Annotated in this window: 15 protein-coding genes; 5 read left to right on the plus strand and 10 right to left on the minus strand. The window is 72.2% G+C overall.

Annotated features, from left to right (window positions below; genetic code table 11):
• Positions 1-1,506: 1,506 nt before the first annotated feature.
• Positions 1,507-1,941 carry a VOC family protein gene (locus ACFO60_RS32855; RefSeq protein ID WP_380848418.1) on the plus strand — a complete coding sequence of 145 codons (435 nt, stop codon included), beginning with the start codon at positions 1,507-1,509 and terminating at the stop codon, positions 1,939-1,941.
• A gap of 19 nt (positions 1,942-1,960) precedes the next feature.
• On the opposite strand, the gene ACFO60_RS32860 is transcribed toward ACFO60_RS32855, so the two are convergent.
• The 6 genes from ACFO60_RS32860 to ACFO60_RS32885 form a co-directional block, all read right to left on the minus strand.
• Positions 1,961-2,386, minus strand: a complete 426-nt coding sequence (locus ACFO60_RS32860) for a hypothetical protein (RefSeq protein WP_380848421.1) — start codon at positions 2,384-2,386, stop codon at positions 1,961-1,963.
• Between the two features lie 207 nt (positions 2,387-2,593).
• Entirely contained in the window at positions 2,594-5,722 is a 3,129-nt protein-coding gene (locus ACFO60_RS32865) for an NACHT domain-containing protein (RefSeq protein ID WP_380848424.1), read from the minus strand.
• 178 nt (positions 5,723-5,900) lie between these two features.
• The gene (locus ACFO60_RS32870; protein ID WP_380848427.1) at positions 5,901-6,839 is read right to left on the minus strand and encodes an asparaginase; all 939 of its coding nucleotides are present in this window, start codon (positions 6,837-6,839) and stop codon (positions 5,901-5,903) included.
• Positions 6,840-6,945: 106 nt separating this feature from the next.
• Positions 6,946-7,815, minus strand: coding sequence for an amino acid ABC transporter permease (locus ACFO60_RS32875; protein WP_380848429.1), 870 nt, complete (start codon positions 7,813-7,815; stop codon positions 6,946-6,948).
• Positions 7,816-7,909: 94 nt separating this feature from the next.
• Positions 7,910-8,554 (minus strand): amino acid ABC transporter permease, encoded by a 645-nt coding sequence (locus ACFO60_RS32880; RefSeq protein WP_380848432.1) that lies wholly within the window; start codon positions 8,552-8,554, stop codon positions 7,910-7,912.
• 15 nt (positions 8,555-8,569) lie between these two features.
• Positions 8,570-9,541, minus strand: a complete 972-nt coding sequence (locus ACFO60_RS32885) for a glutamate ABC transporter substrate-binding protein (protein WP_380848435.1) — start codon at positions 9,539-9,541, stop codon at positions 8,570-8,572.
• Positions 9,542-9,653: 112 nt separating this feature from the next.
• Here ACFO60_RS32885 and ACFO60_RS32890 point away from each other — a divergent pair, with 112 nt between their 5' ends.
• Complete coding sequence (locus tag ACFO60_RS32890; RefSeq protein ID WP_380848438.1) at positions 9,654-10,799, plus strand: ROK family transcriptional regulator; 1,146 nt, start codon at positions 9,654-9,656, stop codon at positions 10,797-10,799.
• Positions 10,800-10,859: 60 nt separating this feature from the next.
• Here the strand turns inward: ACFO60_RS32890 and ACFO60_RS32895 are convergent, their stop codons facing one another.
• Both ACFO60_RS32895 and ACFO60_RS32900 read right to left on the minus strand, forming a co-directional pair.
• Positions 10,860-11,834, minus strand: a complete 975-nt coding sequence (locus ACFO60_RS32895; RefSeq protein WP_380848441.1) for a magnesium transporter CorA family protein — start codon at positions 11,832-11,834, stop codon at positions 10,860-10,862.
• A 58-nt stretch (positions 11,835-11,892) separates the two neighbouring features.
• A complete protein-coding gene (locus ACFO60_RS32900; RefSeq protein ID WP_380848444.1) occupies positions 11,893-12,222 on the minus strand; it encodes a spore germination protein GerW family protein in 330 nt (109 codons plus the stop codon).
• A 112-nt stretch (positions 12,223-12,334) separates the two neighbouring features.
• On the opposite strand from ACFO60_RS32900, the gene ACFO60_RS32905 reads away from it, so the two are divergent.
• Positions 12,335-13,381 (plus strand): GNAT family N-acetyltransferase, encoded by a 1,047-nt coding sequence (locus ACFO60_RS32905; protein WP_380848447.1) that lies wholly within the window; start codon positions 12,335-12,337, stop codon positions 13,379-13,381.
• 202 nt (positions 13,382-13,583) lie between these two features.
• Positions 13,584-14,090: a hypothetical protein gene (locus ACFO60_RS32910; RefSeq protein WP_380848450.1), complete on the plus strand. Its 507-nt coding sequence runs from the start codon at positions 13,584-13,586 to the stop codon at positions 14,088-14,090.
• Positions 14,091-14,136: 46 nt separating this feature from the next.
• Here ACFO60_RS32910 and ACFO60_RS32915 read toward each other — a convergent pair whose 3' ends face one another.
• Positions 14,137-15,039, minus strand: a complete 903-nt coding sequence (locus ACFO60_RS32915; protein ID WP_380848452.1) for a M23 family metallopeptidase — start codon at positions 15,037-15,039, stop codon at positions 14,137-14,139.
• A gap of 467 nt (positions 15,040-15,506) precedes the next feature.
• Positions 15,507-16,292 carry an SDR family NAD(P)-dependent oxidoreductase gene (locus ACFO60_RS32920; protein ID WP_380848455.1) on the minus strand — a complete coding sequence of 262 codons (786 nt, stop codon included), beginning with the start codon at positions 16,290-16,292 and terminating at the stop codon, positions 15,507-15,509.
• 103 nt (positions 16,293-16,395) lie between these two features.
• Here ACFO60_RS32920 and ACFO60_RS32925 point away from each other — a divergent pair, with 103 nt between their 5' ends.
• On the plus strand, positions 16,396-17,628 hold the full coding sequence (locus ACFO60_RS32925; RefSeq protein WP_380848458.1) for a phosphotransferase enzyme family protein: 1,233 nt from the start codon (positions 16,396-16,398) through the stop codon (positions 17,626-17,628).
• Positions 17,629-17,690: the final 62 nt, after the last annotated feature.

Genomic DNA, 17,690 nt, shown 5'->3' on the forward strand with positions numbered 1-17,690 from the left:
GCGGGTCCTGCCGGTCCTGCCGGTCCTACGGGCCCTGCCGGTCCGGTGGGGCCCGCCGGTCCGGCGATTCCGGGGAGGCCGATGGGTCCGATAGGTCCTGTGGGTCCGGGAAGGCCGATCGGACCGATGGGTCCCGCCGGTCCCGCCGGTCCTGCGATTCCGGGGAGGCCGATGGGTCCGATAGGTCCTGTGGGTCCGGGAAGGCCGATCGGACCGATGGGCCCTGCTGGTCCCGCCGGTCCTGCGATTCCGGGAAGGCCGATGGGTCCTGCCGGTCCCGCCGGTCCGGGGAGACCGATGGGTCCGATCGGTCCCGCCGGTCCCGCCGGTCCGGGGAGGCCGATGGGTCCGATCGGACCTGCCGGCCCCGCCAGTCCGCGCGGTCCCGCGGGTCCAGTCAGACCGACGGGTCCCGCGGGTCCGGGGAGGCCGATGGGTCCGATCGGACCTGCCGGCCCCGCCAGTCCGCGCGGTCCCGCGGGTCCGGTGAGCCCGGTGAGACCGATGGGTCCCGCGGGCCCGGGGAGGCCCATCGGTCCTGGCGGCCCCTCCGGACCGGGCAGCCCAGGAGGGCCGGGTGGTCCCGGAGGCCCTGGACGGAAAAGACACTTCCGCATGTTGGTGCAGCACTTACCCCGGCATTTGAAGAGCTTCTTGTCGAAGTCGAAGTAGAAATCCCGCCACTCGTCACCGGGCGGGCCTCCCCGCGGCGACGTGTGCCGGGCATCAGGGCTCACCGGCTCGGTGCCGGCGACGGCCGACGAGGAGAGGGTCAGAAGTGCGCCGCTCATCACCACGACCGCCCACCCCGTCCGGCGCCTGGGCGCGCGAGAGGCGGAGTCGCTCAAGGTACCACGAGAAATCATATTGTTCCGTATGGTGATTGATTTTGGCTGAATGGGACGTCTCCGCCGCACCCGGCAGAGACGTCTTTGAAAGTAGCCGTTCTTTGGGCAGTGGCCATCATTTGGAGATCGTGAAACGGTAAACAGACTGCATGATAGGGCAAATATGATATCGACGATCTGTATGTCCTGGCGAAGTCGTTCCAGGTGCGATCTTTTCCGCCAAGGTGTCATTGATGGCGTCGGTCAATGAAGAAGGCGTCCGCGGAGATGGCGCGTCACGCGCAGGGCCCGCACGCATACGGTGACGGGTCGGCGCGCTCTTTGACCACGTGTTCGGCCATGCGGGGCGCCATGGCGCGCCTGTATATCGCGACAACCTGGAATGAAGCGCGCGAGCATCGAACCCCGTGTCATGTGGCGAGGATCATCGCCGAACCGGGGCGACCGTTCGCAATCGGTCAAGGAATCACGTGCGGTCGATATCCGGGAAGATCGGTGAGTATGCCGGTCAAGCGATGGTGGCCGCGTTATATCGGCTCGCGGCTGGTTTCAGGCGGCCAGGCGTCGATCGATCGAATTCACGTCTGAGGGGTGCCGGTCGCCAGGTGATCGATACCATGGCGGGGTCATCCTGCCGAGGACCGTCAAGGAGGACGTCATGACGAGCGACGAGCCAGAGCGGGGGCCGTCTCCCGCGAGCCCGGCGCCGGCCGCGTCCTCTCCCTTCGGGCTGGGGCTGCATCACGTGCAACTGGCGTCGCCGCCGGGGGAGGAAGAGGCGTGCCGGCGGTTCTATGTGGGCGTGCTCGGGATGACGGAGGTCGGCAAGCCGCCGGAGCTCGCAGCCCGGGGCGGGCTGTGGGTGCGCGCGGACGCGCTGGAGATCCACCTGGGCGTCGAGCCGGACTTCCGCCCGGCGCGCAAGGCCCATCCCGGCATCCTCGTCGCCGACCTTGACGCCCTCGCCGAAAGGCTCACCGCCCACGGCGTCCAGATCACCTGGGACGACGCCTTCCCCGGCCATCGGCGCTTCTATGCCGCCGACTGCCACCAGAACCGGCTGGAGTTCCTCGGTCCCCGCCAGGCTTCCTGACCCCGTCGGCGCGGCCGGGCTACACCGGGCGGAAGGATTCCAGGAGACGGTCCTCGGGGCTCTGCTGTCGCGGGACCGGCGGCTGGAGGCCTTCGGGGGACAGGGCGTCGCGGGAGCGGCCGTCGCGAAGATCGCGGTGGCGTTCGGCGACGCGGCGGGCGGCGGTCACCGGGTCGTCGGCCGGGCTGTAGGCGTAGGTCCTGCGGCCGGTCGTCTCCGACACCTCGCCCGACCACCAGAAGTAACACGCGCCGTCGGTCCAGGCCACCAGGTCGACGCAGACCGAGGCCAGCGCCAGGCCCCTGCCTTCGTGCACCTCGGCGGTGATCCCGTGCCATTCCAGCGCGCGCCGCAGCCGGTGGGCCGCGCGGGTGGCCGGATGGGGGTGTAATCGGCCGTCCGCGCGCCCATGACCGGCACCTTGACGTTCAGAGGGAGAGCTCATGGAACGAAGCTAGAAATGGCGGCTCAGACCCGGCAACACAGTTCCGCGAAGTTGCTCGTCATTCGCCAGGGCGGGTCCGCCCGCTGTTCGTTCCTGTAGGTCCGCATGTGGCGGGGGTGTGGGCGATGAGCGCGATCTGGTCACATCCAGGTGCGCGGGTGATCGAGTCCCGTGGCCGGGGCGGATGAGATCCGACGCGGTGGACGGCTACGGCTCCGCGTCCTCGTCGTGCATGAGCATGCGACCGTGGACGGACGGTTCGCGCAGGGCGACGCCGGGCAGCGACCTGGCGAGCCGCAGGTCCAGGTTTCCGCGGATCTCCGCGCCGTAGAAGCCGGCGAAGTCATGGCGCTCGCGCCCGTCGAGGAAGGTCGCGCCGAGGAAGACGCAGTCCTCCTCGAAGGTGCCGTTGCTGAAGTCCATCTCGGCCAGTACCGCGTGCGTGAAGTCCGCCACTCCGTCGAACGTCGCGCCGGAGAAGTCCGCCTGCCCGGCCAATCTCGCTTCGGTGAAGCGGGCTTCGGCGCCGAAGCCGGCGCCGAAGAAGGAGATCTTGCCGCAGACGAGCCCCGCGAAGCTGGTCCGGCCGTGGAACCGGCAGTGGTCGAACACGGCGGTGCCCAGGGAGACGCCGGACAGGTCGAAGTCGAACAGATGGGCCCCGAAGAGGTCGACGCAGGGGACGGCGGGGCCGCCGGTCCACAGCCTCGCCAGCCGAAGCAGTACCGCCTGTGCCCGGAGATGCGAACGGCGGAAGTCCTCGGCCGTCTCCGCCTCCCGTCCGCGGCCGGCGGCGCCGCCGGGGGAACGGTCTCGCGCCCCGGCGCCGGACGCGTGCTCCGCGTGCTCCGCGTGCTCCGCGTGCTCCGCCTGGGCCGCCCCGCCCGCCGGCCAGGACGCGGCCGACCCGAGCAGCGGTCTGCGCAGGTAGGCCGAGACGGCGTCCACGGCGATCTGCCGGCGCTCGGGGCTCTCGCCGCCGAACTCCTCCAGCCAGGCGAGCGCCTGGTGCCGCACCTCGGGAGCCGGTGCGCCCAGCCGGTCCCATGCCGACACGAGGCCGGCGCGCGCGCCCGCGTCCAGCGCCGTCAGACCCTTGGCGCCGAAGCCCTCGCGAATGGCGTCGGGCAGCCCGGCCTCGCCTGGGGATCCGGCGGCCGGGGAGGAGGCGGCGAGGCGGTCCTGCAGTGCCGCGTGCCTGAACTGGTACACCGGGCCCACCCGCCGCAGGATGCCGAGCCGGTAGGCATCCTCCAGGAAGGACATCAGCCGCCAGGGAGCCTTGCCCGTAGCCGCCAGGACGATCCGCGCGATGGTGTACGCGGGCCACTCCTGGACGGTCCGCGTCACCAGGAGCCCGACGGCGGCTCCGCTGAGGGCGAGCGCCGCCGGCAGGGCCAGGTCGGCCGGCGAGACCGTGATGGTCACCGGGTCGAGCGATCTGAGGTCGACCGGGCGGACGAACAGCCGCTCGGAGAGTGCGGCCGCGTGTTCGGCCAGGTAGAGGACGGGAACGCCCGCCGTGGCGAAGGCCGCCGCCACCAGGCCGATGCGGAGGAAGGCGAGCCGCCGGTCACCCCGCAAGGTGGTCATCGGGCTCTGGGCGTGGTCGGTGGCGGCCGGAGTGGCGGCCCACCTGTCCAGGGTGAACAGCGCGGTGTAGACGAGGAGGGCGACGATTCCGGCCAGGACGCCCAGCGCCGGCTCCACGACGGCGGCGGCCAGGACGGCCGTGGCGGCCGCGAGCGCGAGGCCCGGGCCGGTGTGCCTGAGCAGGGGCAGCAGCCGTCCGCGCAGACGCAGGTCCGCCGACGACGGCTCCGACGAGTAGGGGTTCGCCGTGAGGAGGCCGAGGCCGAGGAGCGAGGACAGCACGCCCGAGCACACCGCGGCCGCCGTGGCCGCGTCCGCCCTGCCGGCCGCCCCGCCGAACATGACGTGGAACAGCGGATAGTAGGCGGCGAAGGCCGTGACGGCGCCGACCGGCGCGCTGGACCATCGAAGCCGCCGTGCCGTGAGGGCTTTGTGCAACCGCCACCACGCGAGGTCGCTGGTCCGCCGTTCCCGCATGTGCGCGGCCAGGTGCGAGAGCCACGCGATGGCCTCGCGGCTCTCCCAGCGACGGCGCGGGCGGGAGTGGTGCTCGGGGTGATGCCGGCCGACCGGCGGGCGCATCCGGACGAGCGCGTCGATCAGGCCGTCCAGCAGGTGCGCCTGCACGGCGCGCGCGCCGGGGAAGGACCGCTCGTCGAGGAGTTCGGCGGGACCGGCGCCGGTCTCGATGTGGACCGAGCGGAAGAGCGACAGGTACAGCGGGATGGTCAGGGCCGTGGCGACCGGCCCGTCGGGCCTCTTCTCGATGTGCGCGAGGAAGGAGGTCCACCGCTCGGGCGGGTCCGGCCTCAAGCAGGCACGAAGGTAGGTGACGACGTCGTCCGCCGTCAGCGGCGACGGTTCGATGACGGCGGCGGCGGTGAGCACGTCGGCGTGCGCCGCCGAGACCGAGCCGGTGTACTCCGCCGTGCGGCAGGTGAGGATCAGCTCGTCGCCGGCGGTCACCCTCATGTTCAGCGCCGAGATCGCCTGCGGCCGGACCGCCGGGGGAAGCTCGTCCAGCCCGTCGAGCACCGGCAGGATCCGGCGCTCCTCCACCAGCGCCCTGGCCGCCGTGCCGCCGTACCGCTTGGACAGCAGCGCCGGGTAGCTCTCCTCCAGGCTGCGCACCAGCCAGTCACGGAAGGTCTCGGCCCTCGGGTCCCAGCTCGCCAGCGTGAACAGCACGGGGACGGGCCGCTGGTGGTCCTCTTTGGCGTCGATCCGGTCCAGGAGCTCCAGCATGATGAGGATCGCCAGCGTGGTCTTGCCCATGCCGGCGTCCCCGATGATCGCCAGCCGGTTGTGGCTGAGCCGGTCGAGCTGGTCCACCAGGTCCTTCACCGCGTCGGCCCGCGCGCTCACCTCCTGCGTGGCCGCCGCGCCGATGTGCGGGCGGTGGTCCACGACCGGCAGGCCGGTCATCCGCCACCGCACGGCCAACGGCGTGGGGTCGTAGAGCTGGCGGGCGGTGGCCTCCTCCCGCCACTGGGCGGCGACGTCCGCGGCGAGCTTCTGCCGTGCCAGCGCCACCTGCCCGGGATCGGAGGAGTCGTCCCGGTCGCCGGAGCCGCCCCGCTTCGCCCAGGCCAGCACGCCGGCCGCGATGGCGAGGGCGCCGATGACGCCCGCGGTCCAGCTGGCCCCCTCCGGCCCGGCCGGCGTCCGCCAGGAGATCAGCAGCGAGACCACGATGAGCACAGCGGCCGAAACCGCCACCGACCACCGTATCCACGAACGCACGATCCGAATTCTGCCCACCCCGCCGGACCCCGGCCGCCCGACGGAGACATCGATACCATCGCGTAGCCAAGACGCACGCCACCGCGGACGGAGCCCGGGAAGACCGCCGGGGCGGACGCTCATCTCGTCCCCGTGCGGGCATACGGGCGCTCGCCCGAGCTGTGGCGCGTGGTGTGTCCTACAGCGTCGCGCGGATCTCGCCGACGGGGTGGCCGCCGCCGAGGACGGGAACGGTGGTGAAGGTCTCGGCGCCGGTGGTGTCGGCGCCGAGCTCGGCGAGGGCGGCCAGGGCGATGGCCGAGGTCGCGCGCGGACCGCCGTCGATCACCTTGACGGCCACCGCGTACCCCTCCGGTGTGGCGGCCACCAGCACGCCCTCGGCGCCGCCCTTGACGACCCAGCCCGGCAGCGCCCGCATCAGCTCGGTGTTGACGTGCCCGGTCCCTCCGACGAACTCGGGGAACGAGCGCATGGCGTCGGCCACCGCGCGCTCGGAGGTGTCCTTCGGGGCGACGGCGAGCGCCCGCACGGCGCGTGCCAGGCCGGCCAGGGAGAGCGCGAACAGCGGGGCGCCGCAGCCGTCCACCGCCGTGTGCGGGCTCTTCTCGCCGGACAGCCGCTGGATCGCCGACCTCACCCGCCGTTGCAGGGGATGGGAGGCGGTGAGGTAGGAGGCGGTGTCCCAGCCGGCGGCGGCGCAGGCCATCAGCATCGCCGCGTGCTTGCCCGAGCAGTTCATGCGCACCCGGGCGCGGTCTTCGCCGGCTCTGACCATGGCGTGCCGCGTGGTCTCGTCCTCCGGCCAGTCGGCCGGGCAGCGCAGTGCGGAAGGGGCGAGGCCGGCCTCCGCCAGCATCGCGTGGACCAGGTCGGCGTGGAAGTCCTCGCCCGTGTGGCTGCCGGCGGCGATCGCCAGGCGCGAGCCGTACAGGGCGGCGCCGGAGTCCAGGCAGGCCAGGGCCTGGAAGGGCTTGGCCGAGGAGCGCGGGAGCATCGGCTCGTCGACGACGCCGCGCGCGAGCGCGAGGGTGCCGTCGGGCGCGAGCGCGGCGACGCTGCCGAAGTGGGCGCTCTCGGTGAAACCAGACCTGATGACCTCCGCCAGGCGCGCGTACATGGAAGTGCCTCTCTCGAACATGGAACGGTCCGGCGTGGAGCCGGGGCGAGCGTTGGGCGCCGCCGGGGGCGAGCCGGGGCGAAGGGAAGGGGATCGGGGCGTGCGGTCAGGCATGGAGGGCGGCTTCGGGGGCGGCGGGGGGCTTCGGGGCGCCGGTGGCCGCGGCGCGGCGGGCGGCGCCGGCCTGACGGGCCTCCAGCGTGCGGGCCAGCTTCGACAGCGACGCGTTCACCACCAGGTAAACCAGTGCCACGACGATGTAGGTCTGGATCAGCAGATGGTTGTAGTTGGCCAGGACCTTGCCGCTGTACAGCAGCTCGGCGTAGCTGACGACGAAGCCCAGCGAGGTGTCCTTGAGCAGGCCCACCGACTGGCTGACGATGGACGGCAGCACGCGCCGGGCGGCCTGCGGCAGCACGATGAGGCGCATGGTCTGCCCGCGCGTCAGCCCGACCGACAGGCCCGCCTCGCCCTGGCCGCGCTCGACCGACAGGATGCCGGCCCGGAAGATCTCGGCGAACGCGGCCGCGTTGGACACCGACAGCGGCACGACGAGCTTCCAGAACAGCGGCAGGTCCAGGCCGTACCTCGGCAGCGCGAACAGCACAACGTAGACCAGCAGCAGCGCCGGGATCGTCCGGACGACCTCGACGTAGGCGCCCGCCGCCCAGCGCACCGGGCGGCGCGAGGACACCCGGCCGAGCGCGAGCAGCAGCCCGCCGGCCATGGCGAGGGCGGCCGAGACCACGGCCGCGAGGACGGTCGACCACAGGCCGCCGAGCAGGTAGCGCCACATGGGCCAGGTGGCGTACGGCTGCCAGCGTGCCGCGTCGAGCTGGCCGTTGGCGGCGAACTGGCGCAGGGCCAGCGCGGCCAGCGCCAGCAACGCGAGAGCGGACACGAACGTGGCGATCCGCGTGCGCCGCCGGGCGCGTGGGCCCGGCTCGTCGAACAGCAGGCGGCCGGCGGCGCTCATCGGCGCACCGCCCTCGCGGCCGGCGGTGAACCCGCCGCGCGTCCGGCCGGCGGTGAACCCGCCGCGCGCCTGCCCGCCGGTGCGGGCCGGCCGCTCACCGGTGCACCGCCAGCCTGCGCTCCAGCACGCCGGTGGCGAATCCGACCAGCGACGACAACAGCATGTACGCCACTCCGGCCCCCACGAAGATCGGTATCGGCTGGGCCTCGATCAGGTTGACCCGGTTGGCGGCGGCGGTCAGCTCGACCACGCCGACCGCCGCCGCCAGCGAGGTGTTCATCGTGAGCATGATGAAGATGTTGCCGAGCGGCTGGACGACCGTGCCGAGCGCCTGGGGGAGCACCACGTGGCGCAGCGACCCCGCGAAGCCCAGCCCGAGCGCCCGGGCGGCCTCGCCCTGCCCGGCGGGGACCGCGTTGATGCCCGACCGCAGCGCCTCGGCCACGTAGGCGGCCTGGTACAGGGCGATCACCACCACGGCGGTGGTGAACAGCCCGGCCTGGACGCCGATCTCGGGAAGCCCGAACACGGCCAGGATCAGCAGCACCAGCAGCGGGATGTTCTGCAGTGTCTCCACGTAGACCGTCCCCGCCGCGCGCAGCACCGGGACCGGGCTGACGCGCGCGGTGGCGACGAGGATCCCGGCGACGGACGCGCCCGCGAACGCGAGCAGCGTGAGCTGCACGGTGACGAGCAGACCGTCCCACAGCGCCGGGAGGTTGCCGGACAGGGCGTCCATCTACGACGGCGGCCTTCAGGAGCCGGGGACCGAGCCGATGGCGGGCGGCGCGGGCGCCTCGCCCTGCACGACCGTGCCGATGGAGTTCTTCCACGCCTGCTGCCACAGGCCGGCGTCCTGGATCTTCTTCAGCCAGTCGTTGACGAACTTCTTCATCTGGTCGTCGCCGTGCTTGAGCCCGATGCCGTACGGGTCGGTCGTGAACGGCTCGCCGACCACCTGCAGCTCAGGGTCGCTCTTGCCGTCGGCGACCAGCAGCGACTGGTCCTGGACGTAGGCGACGCCGCGGTCCTGCTTGAGAGCCTGGACGCACTCGGGGTCGCTGCCGAAGGTGACGATCTTCGCGTTCGGGGCGACCTTCTTGATGGCGGGGATGGCCGGGGTGTTGGCGCCCGCGATGACCGTCTTGCCGTCGAGGTCCTCGGGCTTGGCGATGCCGGTGGTGCCCTTCTTCACCGCGATCGCCAGGCCGGAGGTGTAGTACGGGCCGGCGAAGGCGACCTGCTCGGCGCGCTCGGGGGTGATCGTGTAGGTCTGGAAGACCACGTCGACGGTGCCGTTGGACAGCAGCGCCTCCCGGGTCTCCGACGCCGAGTTGACGATCTTCACGCTGGGCTTGCCGAGGATGTACTTGGCGAGCATCTTGCCGAGGTCGGCGTCGAACCCCTCGACCTGGCCGGTCACCGGGTTCTGCTGGGAGAGCAGCGGCGCGTCCAGCGACCCGCCGACGAGGAGCTCGCCGCGCTGCTTGATCTTGTCCATCGTGGAGCCCGCCGGGATGTCGGCGGCCGTCGCGACCGGCGCCGAGGCGTAGGCGTCGGCGGGCTGGGAGTTCGTGCCGCCCGCGGGGGCGGGAGGCACGGCGGACGAGCCGTCGCCGCCCGAGCAGGCCGCCACCGCCCCGGCCAGCGACAGCACGGTCATGACGGTCAGCGCCGCGCGGCGCGTGCGGGAGGGTGCTGGAGCGTTTCCGCGCAGCTGGATCATCACTTACCATCCGACTTCGTTCGGAATCGAATTTTGAACGGACACTATGGGTCGATGTCGGCCGAAGTCAATTGATTGCCGCACTAAGTAACATCGTGGTATTCATCTGGTTGTGTCAGGCAAAGGTGAGCTGCTCCGTCTCGTCGCGCTGGGCCACGCCGCGTCTCGCGCCGAGCTCGCCCGGCATTCCGGCCTCGCCCCGTCGAGCGTGTCGCTGCGGGTGGAGGAGCTCATCGACGCCGGCCTGCTCCAGGAGGAGGGGCCAGGGCTGTCCACCGGCGGCCGGCGTCCCAGGCGCCTCAAGCTCGCCCCCGAGTCCGGGCTGCTCGCCGTCGCCGACCTCGGCAGCCACCACGCCCGGCTCGGCCTGGTCGACCTCGCCGGCACCCCGCTCGCCGTCGTCGAGCACGCCTGCGACATAGGGGCAGGGGCGGCCGTCACCCTCGACTGGCTCGCCGCCCGGCTGGAGGAACTGGTCGCGACCGCCGGCGGCGGCCTGCCGGTGCGGGGTGTCGGCGTCGGGGTCCCCGGCCCGGTCGACCCGGCGGACGGCACGGTGATCTCCCCGTCCCGCATGCCCGGATGGAACGAGTACCCCGTCGGCGCCCACATGGCCGAGCGGTTCGGCCTGCCGGTTCTGGTCGAGAACGACGCCAACCTCATGGCCGCCGGCGAGCACCTGGCCTGGCCCGGCTGCGAGAACCTCATGGTGCTCAAGGTGGGCACCGGCATCGGCTGCGGCATCATCGCGGACGGCCGGCTGCACCGCGGGCGCGGCGCGGCCGGCGACATCAGCCACGTCCGCGTGCGCGCCGACCGGTCGGTGATGTGCTCCTGCGGCCACTCCGACTGCCTGGAGGCCTACGCCAGCGGCGCGGCGCTGATCGCGGCCCTCGCCGGGCAGGGCATCGAGGTGGACCACCCCGCGCGCATCGCCCGGCTCGCCTCCGACGGCGTCCCCCAGGCCACCAACCTCGTGCGCGGCGCCGGGCGGCTCATCGGCGACGTGCTCACCGCCCTGGTCAACTTCTTCAACCCGGACGCGGTGGTGATCGGGGGCAGCCTGTCGGCGGCCGAGCAGCTCATCGCCGCGGTCAGGGGCGCGGTCTACGAACGCTGCCTTCCGCTGGCCACGCGCGACCTGAAGATCGACGTCACCCGCGCCGGGCCGAACGCCGCCATCCTCGGCGCCGGCTCGCTGCTGCGCGACGTGGTGCTCGCGGGCGACTGGGTCGACGAGGCCGCCGTCCGCCCCTGACCCCTCCCGGGGCTCCCGCGCGGCGGGCCGGCGGGACGGGCGCGCGGGCGGGCCGGCGCGCTAGATCCAGTCCTTCTTGCGGAAGATGACGTACAGGACCCAGGACACCACGACGATCAGCAGGCTGGAGGTCCAGAACCCCTCCTCGCGGGAGAACCCGGGGAAGGGGATGTTCTGCCCGTAGAAGCCGGTGATCAGCGTGGGCACCGCGATGATCGCCGCCCAGCTCGTCACCCGCTTCATGATGTCGTTCATCCGGTAGCCCTGCAGGTTCAGGTGGGTCTCGTACACGTTGCCCACCAGTTCGCGCAGCGACTCGGTCCATTCGGAGACCCGCAGCACGTGGTCGTACACGTCCTGGTAGTAGGGCGCCATGCCGGCCTCGACCACGCCGAGGTCGCGGCGCAGCAGGCCGCGGACCACATCCTGCATGGGCAGCACGACGCGCCGGAACCGCACGGCGGTCCGCCGCAGGTCGAACATGCGCCGCTGCATGCCCCGGTTGTTGCCGGGACGCTCGGTGAACAGCTCGTCCTCCAGCGCCTCCACCTGGTCGTCGAGGGCCTGGGCGACGTCGAAGTGGCCGTCCACCACGTAGTCCAGCACGGTGTGCAGCAGGAACGACACGCCATGCTTGATCATGCGGGGGTCGGCGTCCCAGCGCGCGGTGATCGCGTCGATGTCGCACGAGTCGTCCGAGCGCACGGTGACCAGCGCGTTCTCGGTCACGAAGGCCGAGAGCTCCGTGAGGTGCAGCCCCGCGCCCGCCTCGCCGAGCCTGACCGCGTACAGCGTCAGGAACAGGTGGGTGTCGTAGACGTCCAGCTTGGGCCGCTGGTGAGGGTGCAGGACGTCCTCGATGGCGAGCTCGTGCAGCCCGAGCTCCTCGCTGATGACGGCGAGCTTCTCGGGGGTGGGGGAGAGCAGGTCGAACCACACCGTGGCCGAAGGGTCCTTGAGATACTCGGAGACCTCGGCGTAGGGAAAGCCTTCGGCCTCCAGAGCACCGTTGCGATAGAGGCGGGTGCGCACCATGCCCGCCAGACTAGACCCGCACCTCGGCGGCGCGCCGACCCGCGTGGCGCGGCGAGGTTCAGGACCGGCGGAAGCCGGCCCGCAGCGCGATCACGATGAGGGCGATGCCCGCGAGGATCTGGCCGCCGAGCACGATGCGGTTGACGTCGATGGCCGGCTCCCACGACACCTCGCCGTTCTTGATGACGTACGCGCCGACCGGGCGGGCGATCGCGCCGCCGCCTCCGCCCGTGCCGCCCGTCACCTGGCCCTGCACGTCACCTTGGCCGAACCCGCCCCCGGCGCGCACCGAGACGGCGGGGATGACGGTGGCGCCGTCCTTCTCGTACGGCTGCCCGTACACCCGCTGGGCCCCGGAAAGGTGCTCGAAGAACTCCCGCAGTTCCATGCCCGCCTCCATGATCCGACTCGTGTGAGGTCATCATGCCTCAGCGCGCCGGGCCGGGACGCGGCCCCCGCCCGAGTTCGCCCCGGTCGATCCGCCCGGTAGAAAGGCAGATGTGAACGAGCACGAGATCGCGGACGACGTCCGCCCGGGGGCGCCCGGCACCGTGGACGACGCCTTCGCGCGCGCATTCGAGATCCGCCGGCCGGGCGCCGACGACGCGCCGGCCGTCTACGAGGTGGTGTCCGCCTGCGACACCGAAGTGCTGGGCCACCCCGACATGACGCCGGACGACGTGGCCGACGTGCTGGCCGAGCAGGCGCTGGACCTTGAGCGTGACGCCTGGCTGGCCTACCGGCGCGGCGGTGACGGCGGCCCGGTGGGCTGGGCGTACGCCCTGCGCCAGGGAGAGGGCGGCACCGTCGAGGTCGAGGTCTGCTCCACGGACGCGGGGGTGACGGCCCGGCTGTGGGACGCCGTCCTCGGACGGGCCAGGGAGATCGCCGCCGAGCGGGCGGAGCCGGCCGCGCTCGAGGCGGCGGGCCACGCGGGGGCGGTGGCGGGCCACGCGGGGGCGGCGGCCGAGGTCGCGATCTACCGGCAGGACGAGGCCAAGCGGGCCCTCGCCGCCGCGTACGGCTTCGAACCCGCGACGAGCTTCCACCGGCTGCGGGCCGACCACGCCGAGGTGGACGAGGGCTCCCTTCCCGGCGTGACCGTCCGGGCCGCGGCCGGCTCCGATGACCTCATGCGCGCCGCCCACCGGATCCATCAGGAGGGCTTCGCCGAGCATTTCGGGTTCGTCCCCAAACAGTACGACCGGTGGAAGCGGGACTTCGAGTCCTCCAGCACTCACGACTGGTCCCAGCTCCTGCTGGCCGAGGTGGACGGCGTGCCGGCGGCGATGCTCCTCGGCTCCGACATGTTCGCCGCCGACGAGAACTGCGGATACGTGCGCATCCTGTCGGTGCTGCCCGGGTTCCGCGGCCGGGGACTCGGCCGGTTGCTGCTCAAGCGGGCCTTCGCCGCCGACGCGCGCCGGGGGAGGACCGGCACCTACCTGCACGTGGACGCCGGCAACACCACCCCGGCGCTCGATCTGTACCTGTCGGTCGGCATGCGCCCCGTCCTCGCCATCGACGTGTGGCGCCGCGCCCTCTGAGAAGCCGGCCGCAGGGACGGGGCCGTGCCCCGGCCGCGAGACGCGAGGCGGATCGGAGCTCATGCCTCTCACGTCGGCGCGCGCGGGCCGACGCTCACGTGTCGGGTCTGTCCCGGTTTTTGATCGTGATCAGACGGTGGATGTGACGGCCGCGGGCGCGACTCGCCTCCGTCGCGGTCTGCCGAAACAAGGAGCGACACACATGAGTGCGATGCATGACTATTACCGGGCTCCCGATCGCGCCGCTGCCACCTTGCGGCCGGATGATCTACGGGCGCCGGCCAAGCCTCTTCCCGGCGCTCCGGTGTTCGACGTCGTGGAGACCAAGTGGGTCGATCCTGAAGGGTCCCTCGGCAGCCTCGTGGCCGTCATCGAAGGCGTCCCGTACTCGGACGATCTGGTCGAGACGGTCACCTTGTACCCTCCGGTCCCCGGGATGCCGGCGACCGGAGAGGAACGGCCGGCCCTCCCGGAGGACTTCGGCTACGAGGGACCCGTGATCGAGGAACTGCCGGTGACCGCCCGCGACGCACTCGCCGGAGTCGAGGACGGCCGCCTGGCCGAGGTCGCCCGGCGTTGGACGATCGAGCCTCTCTCCGGCTTCCACGAGGGTGACGACGTGCTCGACCTGGTCAGGGACCTGGTCGCGCTGGCACGAAGGGCAAGGAAGGACGGCCAGTCGCTCTACTGCCGGTGGATCCCCGGCTAGCCGAGATCGCTGGCCGAGATCCCGGGCGGAACGACGAGTCGCGCTGTCAACCGCAGTGTTCGAAGGGGCTGGTGTACGAGCTGCCGCCGACCGAGCCGCCCCACTTGACGCACTGTCCGGCCGCGTCGCGCTTGACGGGTCCCGCGTAGTAGCCGTAGCTGCCCGAGTCGGTCGTCCTGCTCTCCCCTTGCGGCTCCAGGAAGGCGGACGTCGACGACGGCGAGCCGAGGTTCGTCGTCTTCAGCGTCACGACGCAGTTGTAACCGTTGCCCGAGTTGTAGAGAAGATAAGCGCGGCCACCGGTGAGGGCGGCCGAGTCGATGACCGTGTAGCCGGCGCCGCAGACCTCCGCAGGGGTGTAGGGGTTGCCGCCCCCGCAGGAATTGGTGCTCGTGACGGCCTTCTTCTGGCCCAGGGACACGGTCACGCCGTCCACGGTCGGACTGGTGTCCACCGCACCGGTGGAGGTCCGCTGTTCGTAGTGCAGGTGCGGAGCGTTGGAGCCGCCGGTCGAGCCGACGGTCCCGATGGCGGTGCCCTGGCTGACGCTCATGGAGCCGCCGGCCGATTTCGCCATCGTCGAGAGGTGGGCATAGCGGGTTCTGGTGCCGTCACTGTGGCGGACCTCCACCCACTTGCCGTAGCTCGTGCTTCCCGCGTCGTTGAAGTACGCGGTGCCCGCGGCGGTGGCGCGCACGGTCTCACCGTTGATGTCGTCGCCCCCGTAGTCCTGCCAGTCGATGGCCCCCGATGGGCTGTGGTCGGGGGTCCAGTTGTTGGCGTAGAAGGTCTTCCCGCAGTTGAACGGGCTTTTGTGGGACAGGGCCAGGACGCCTGAGCCCTGCGCCGAGGCGGCCTGGGGCAGCAGTGCCGCTGCGAGGGTGACCAGCAGGACGGTGATCGCGGATCCGAGGGTCTTCGGCCAGGTCGGGCTGCCGGTTGTGGGCATGCTCACCTCTCTGAAGCAGGTGTGTGTGGGGGGATGCGTGCGGTCCCGGTTCTCGATGTCGATGAAACCCCGTGGCGACAGGACCACGGAGGACTACGTCGGCGGCATGGTGGTCAACCTTGGCGGGAGGGGAGGGCCATCGTCGGGGAACGTCTCGACTTCTCACCGCTTACGGGAAGGACGGGTCGATCGTGAACATAACCCTGAAAGTTCTCTTCAACAAGCTCTGTGCAAGTGAAATTCTGCGGCTCTCCGGGCCGTCCAGACTGTCCGGGCTACACGGGGGCGGCGTCGAGGGCGGACCGGCAGGTCCTCGATGACCGACGCCACGAGTCGGCCCTCCAGACGACTCCCACGCCGGCAGGTCTCCGCGGCCAGGGGCGCGGGCGCGTCGCGGCCGGCCATGGAGGTGCGTCGGGGCCGGCCATGAGAGGTGGGGCGCGGTCGGCGACGGAGACAGGTCGCGGTCAGCTGCGGAGGTAGGAGGCGCCGTTGAGGTCGATGATGGCGCCGCTGGCCCACTCGGCCATCGGCGAGGCCAGGTAGACCACCGCGGCGGCGATCTCCTCCGGGCGGGCCACCCGGCCGAAGGGGCTCTGGCCGCGGATCGCGTCGCCGCGCGGCGCCTTCAGGTGCTCGTTGGTCATGTCGGTCTCGACGAAGCCGGGCGCGACCGTCCCGACGGCGATGCCGTGCGGAGCGAGCGCGATGGCGAGCGACTGGCCGAGGGCGTTCATGCCCGCCTTGCTCGCCCCGTACGCCGGAGCCTGCGGCTCACCGCGGAAGGCGCCCCGTGAGGAGACGTTGATGATGCGCCCGCCGGAGGGCATGTGCGGCACGGCGCACCAGGTGACGTTGGCCGCGCCCAGCAGGTTGAGGTCGAGCGTGCGCCGCCACGCCTGCTGCCACTCCTCGTAGGAGACCTCGGTGATCGGGTGGTGGACGAAGACGCCGGCGTTGTTGACCAGCACATCGATGCCGCCCAGCCCGTCCGCCGCCTCGTCCACCATGCGACGCACCTGCTCGGGGTCGGCGATGTCGGCCTGGACGACGACGTGCCCGTCGCCCGGCAGCTCGTCCCGCGTCCGCTCGGCCAGCTCGGCCGACCCTCGGTGGTGGACGGCGACGCGGTCGCCCTGGCCCGCGAACGCGGCGGCCACCGCCCGCCCGATGCCCCGCGACGCCCCTGTGACCAACACCGCTCGTCCGCTCACCCGCAGCACGCTAGCAACCTGGCCGCGCGGCCTCGCCATCGGGCGGGCGCCGCCGTCCCGCACAGGTGCGGGCGGGGCGAGCGGCGGGGTCCGTCCTATGATGATCCGCCGATCCACTGGCCGACCTTCGAAAGGAGAGCGCATGGAGGTCCACGACCCGCCGGACACGGCGGACGGTCTCGCACGCGCCGGGCACGCCGGCCCCGAGGCGCCGGGCGACGGCGCGCCTGGTCAGGCCCTCCGCGACCGCGGTCAGGCCCTCAACGACCGCGGTCAGGGTCTCCACGATCTCGGGCAGGGGCTTCACGATCTGTCGGACGATGACGGCGTGCTCGTGCGCGTCGGTCAGGTCGCCCGGCGGGCTCTGCGGCGTTACGACGTCGGGGAGGACGCCGAGGTGGAACTGATCAACGTGTCGGAGAACGCGACGTTCCTCGTCACCGACGCGGGCCGGCGCCTGATCCTGCGGGTCCACCGCCTCGGCTACCACTCGCCCGAGGCGATCGGCTCGGAACTCGACTGGCTCACGGCGCTGCGCGAGGAGGCGGCCGTGCCGACCCCGCGGGTGGTCCCGGCGCTGGACGGCTCGCGCGTGGTCGGCGTGGCCGACCCCGGTGCGTCCACGCGTCACTGCGTCATGTTCGAGCACGTCCCCGGCGGCGAGCCCGCCGAGGACCGTCTGGACGAGCACTTCGGGCCGCTCGGCGCGATCACCGCGCGCATGCACCTGCACGCCCGCCGCTGGCGGCGGCCCGCCGCGTTCACCCGCTTCCACTGGGACGAGGACGCCGCGTTCGGCCCGGCGCCCCGCTGGGGACGGTGGCAGGACGGCGCCGGGGTCGACGGTGCGGCGCGCGAGGTGCTGAGCAGGCTGGAGTCCGCGCTGCGCGACCGCCTGGCCCGCTTCGGCAAGGGGTCCGAGCGGTACGGGCTGATCCACGCCGATCTGCGCCTGGCCAACCTGCTGGTCGCCGGCGAGGCGGACGCCCAAGGCGCGCCGGTCGCGGTCGCGGCGCCGGGCGCCGGGGCCTTGGACGGCCCGGCGGCGGGGGAGGGCGCGGGTCGCGTCACGGTGATCGACTTCGACGACTGCGGTTTCGGGTGGTACCTCTACGACCTCGGGGCCGCGCTCAGCTTCATCGAGCACCACCCTCGGGTCCCCGAGATGGTGGAGTCGTGGATCAGCGGCTACCGCACCGTCCTCGACCTCCCGCGCGAGGACGAGCAGGAGGTCTGGACCTTCATCATGATGCGCAGGCTGCTGCTGGTGGCCTGGATGGGCTCGCACCCGGCCGTCGGCATCGCGCGAGAGCTGGGAGCGGGGTACACCGCGGAAAGCTGCGCGCTCGCCGAGCGCTACCTGAGCACCATGTAACGCTGTCCGCTGTCCGCTGTCGCTCCCGGACACGGACACTGGAGCGCGCGAGCCGGGGCCGA

Origin of the sequence: Sphaerisporangium dianthi (assembly GCF_042654065.1) — a bacterium.
In the GTDB taxonomy this organism is placed as follows: domain Bacteria; phylum Actinomycetota; class Actinomycetes; order Streptosporangiales; family Streptosporangiaceae; genus Sphaerisporangium; species Sphaerisporangium dianthi.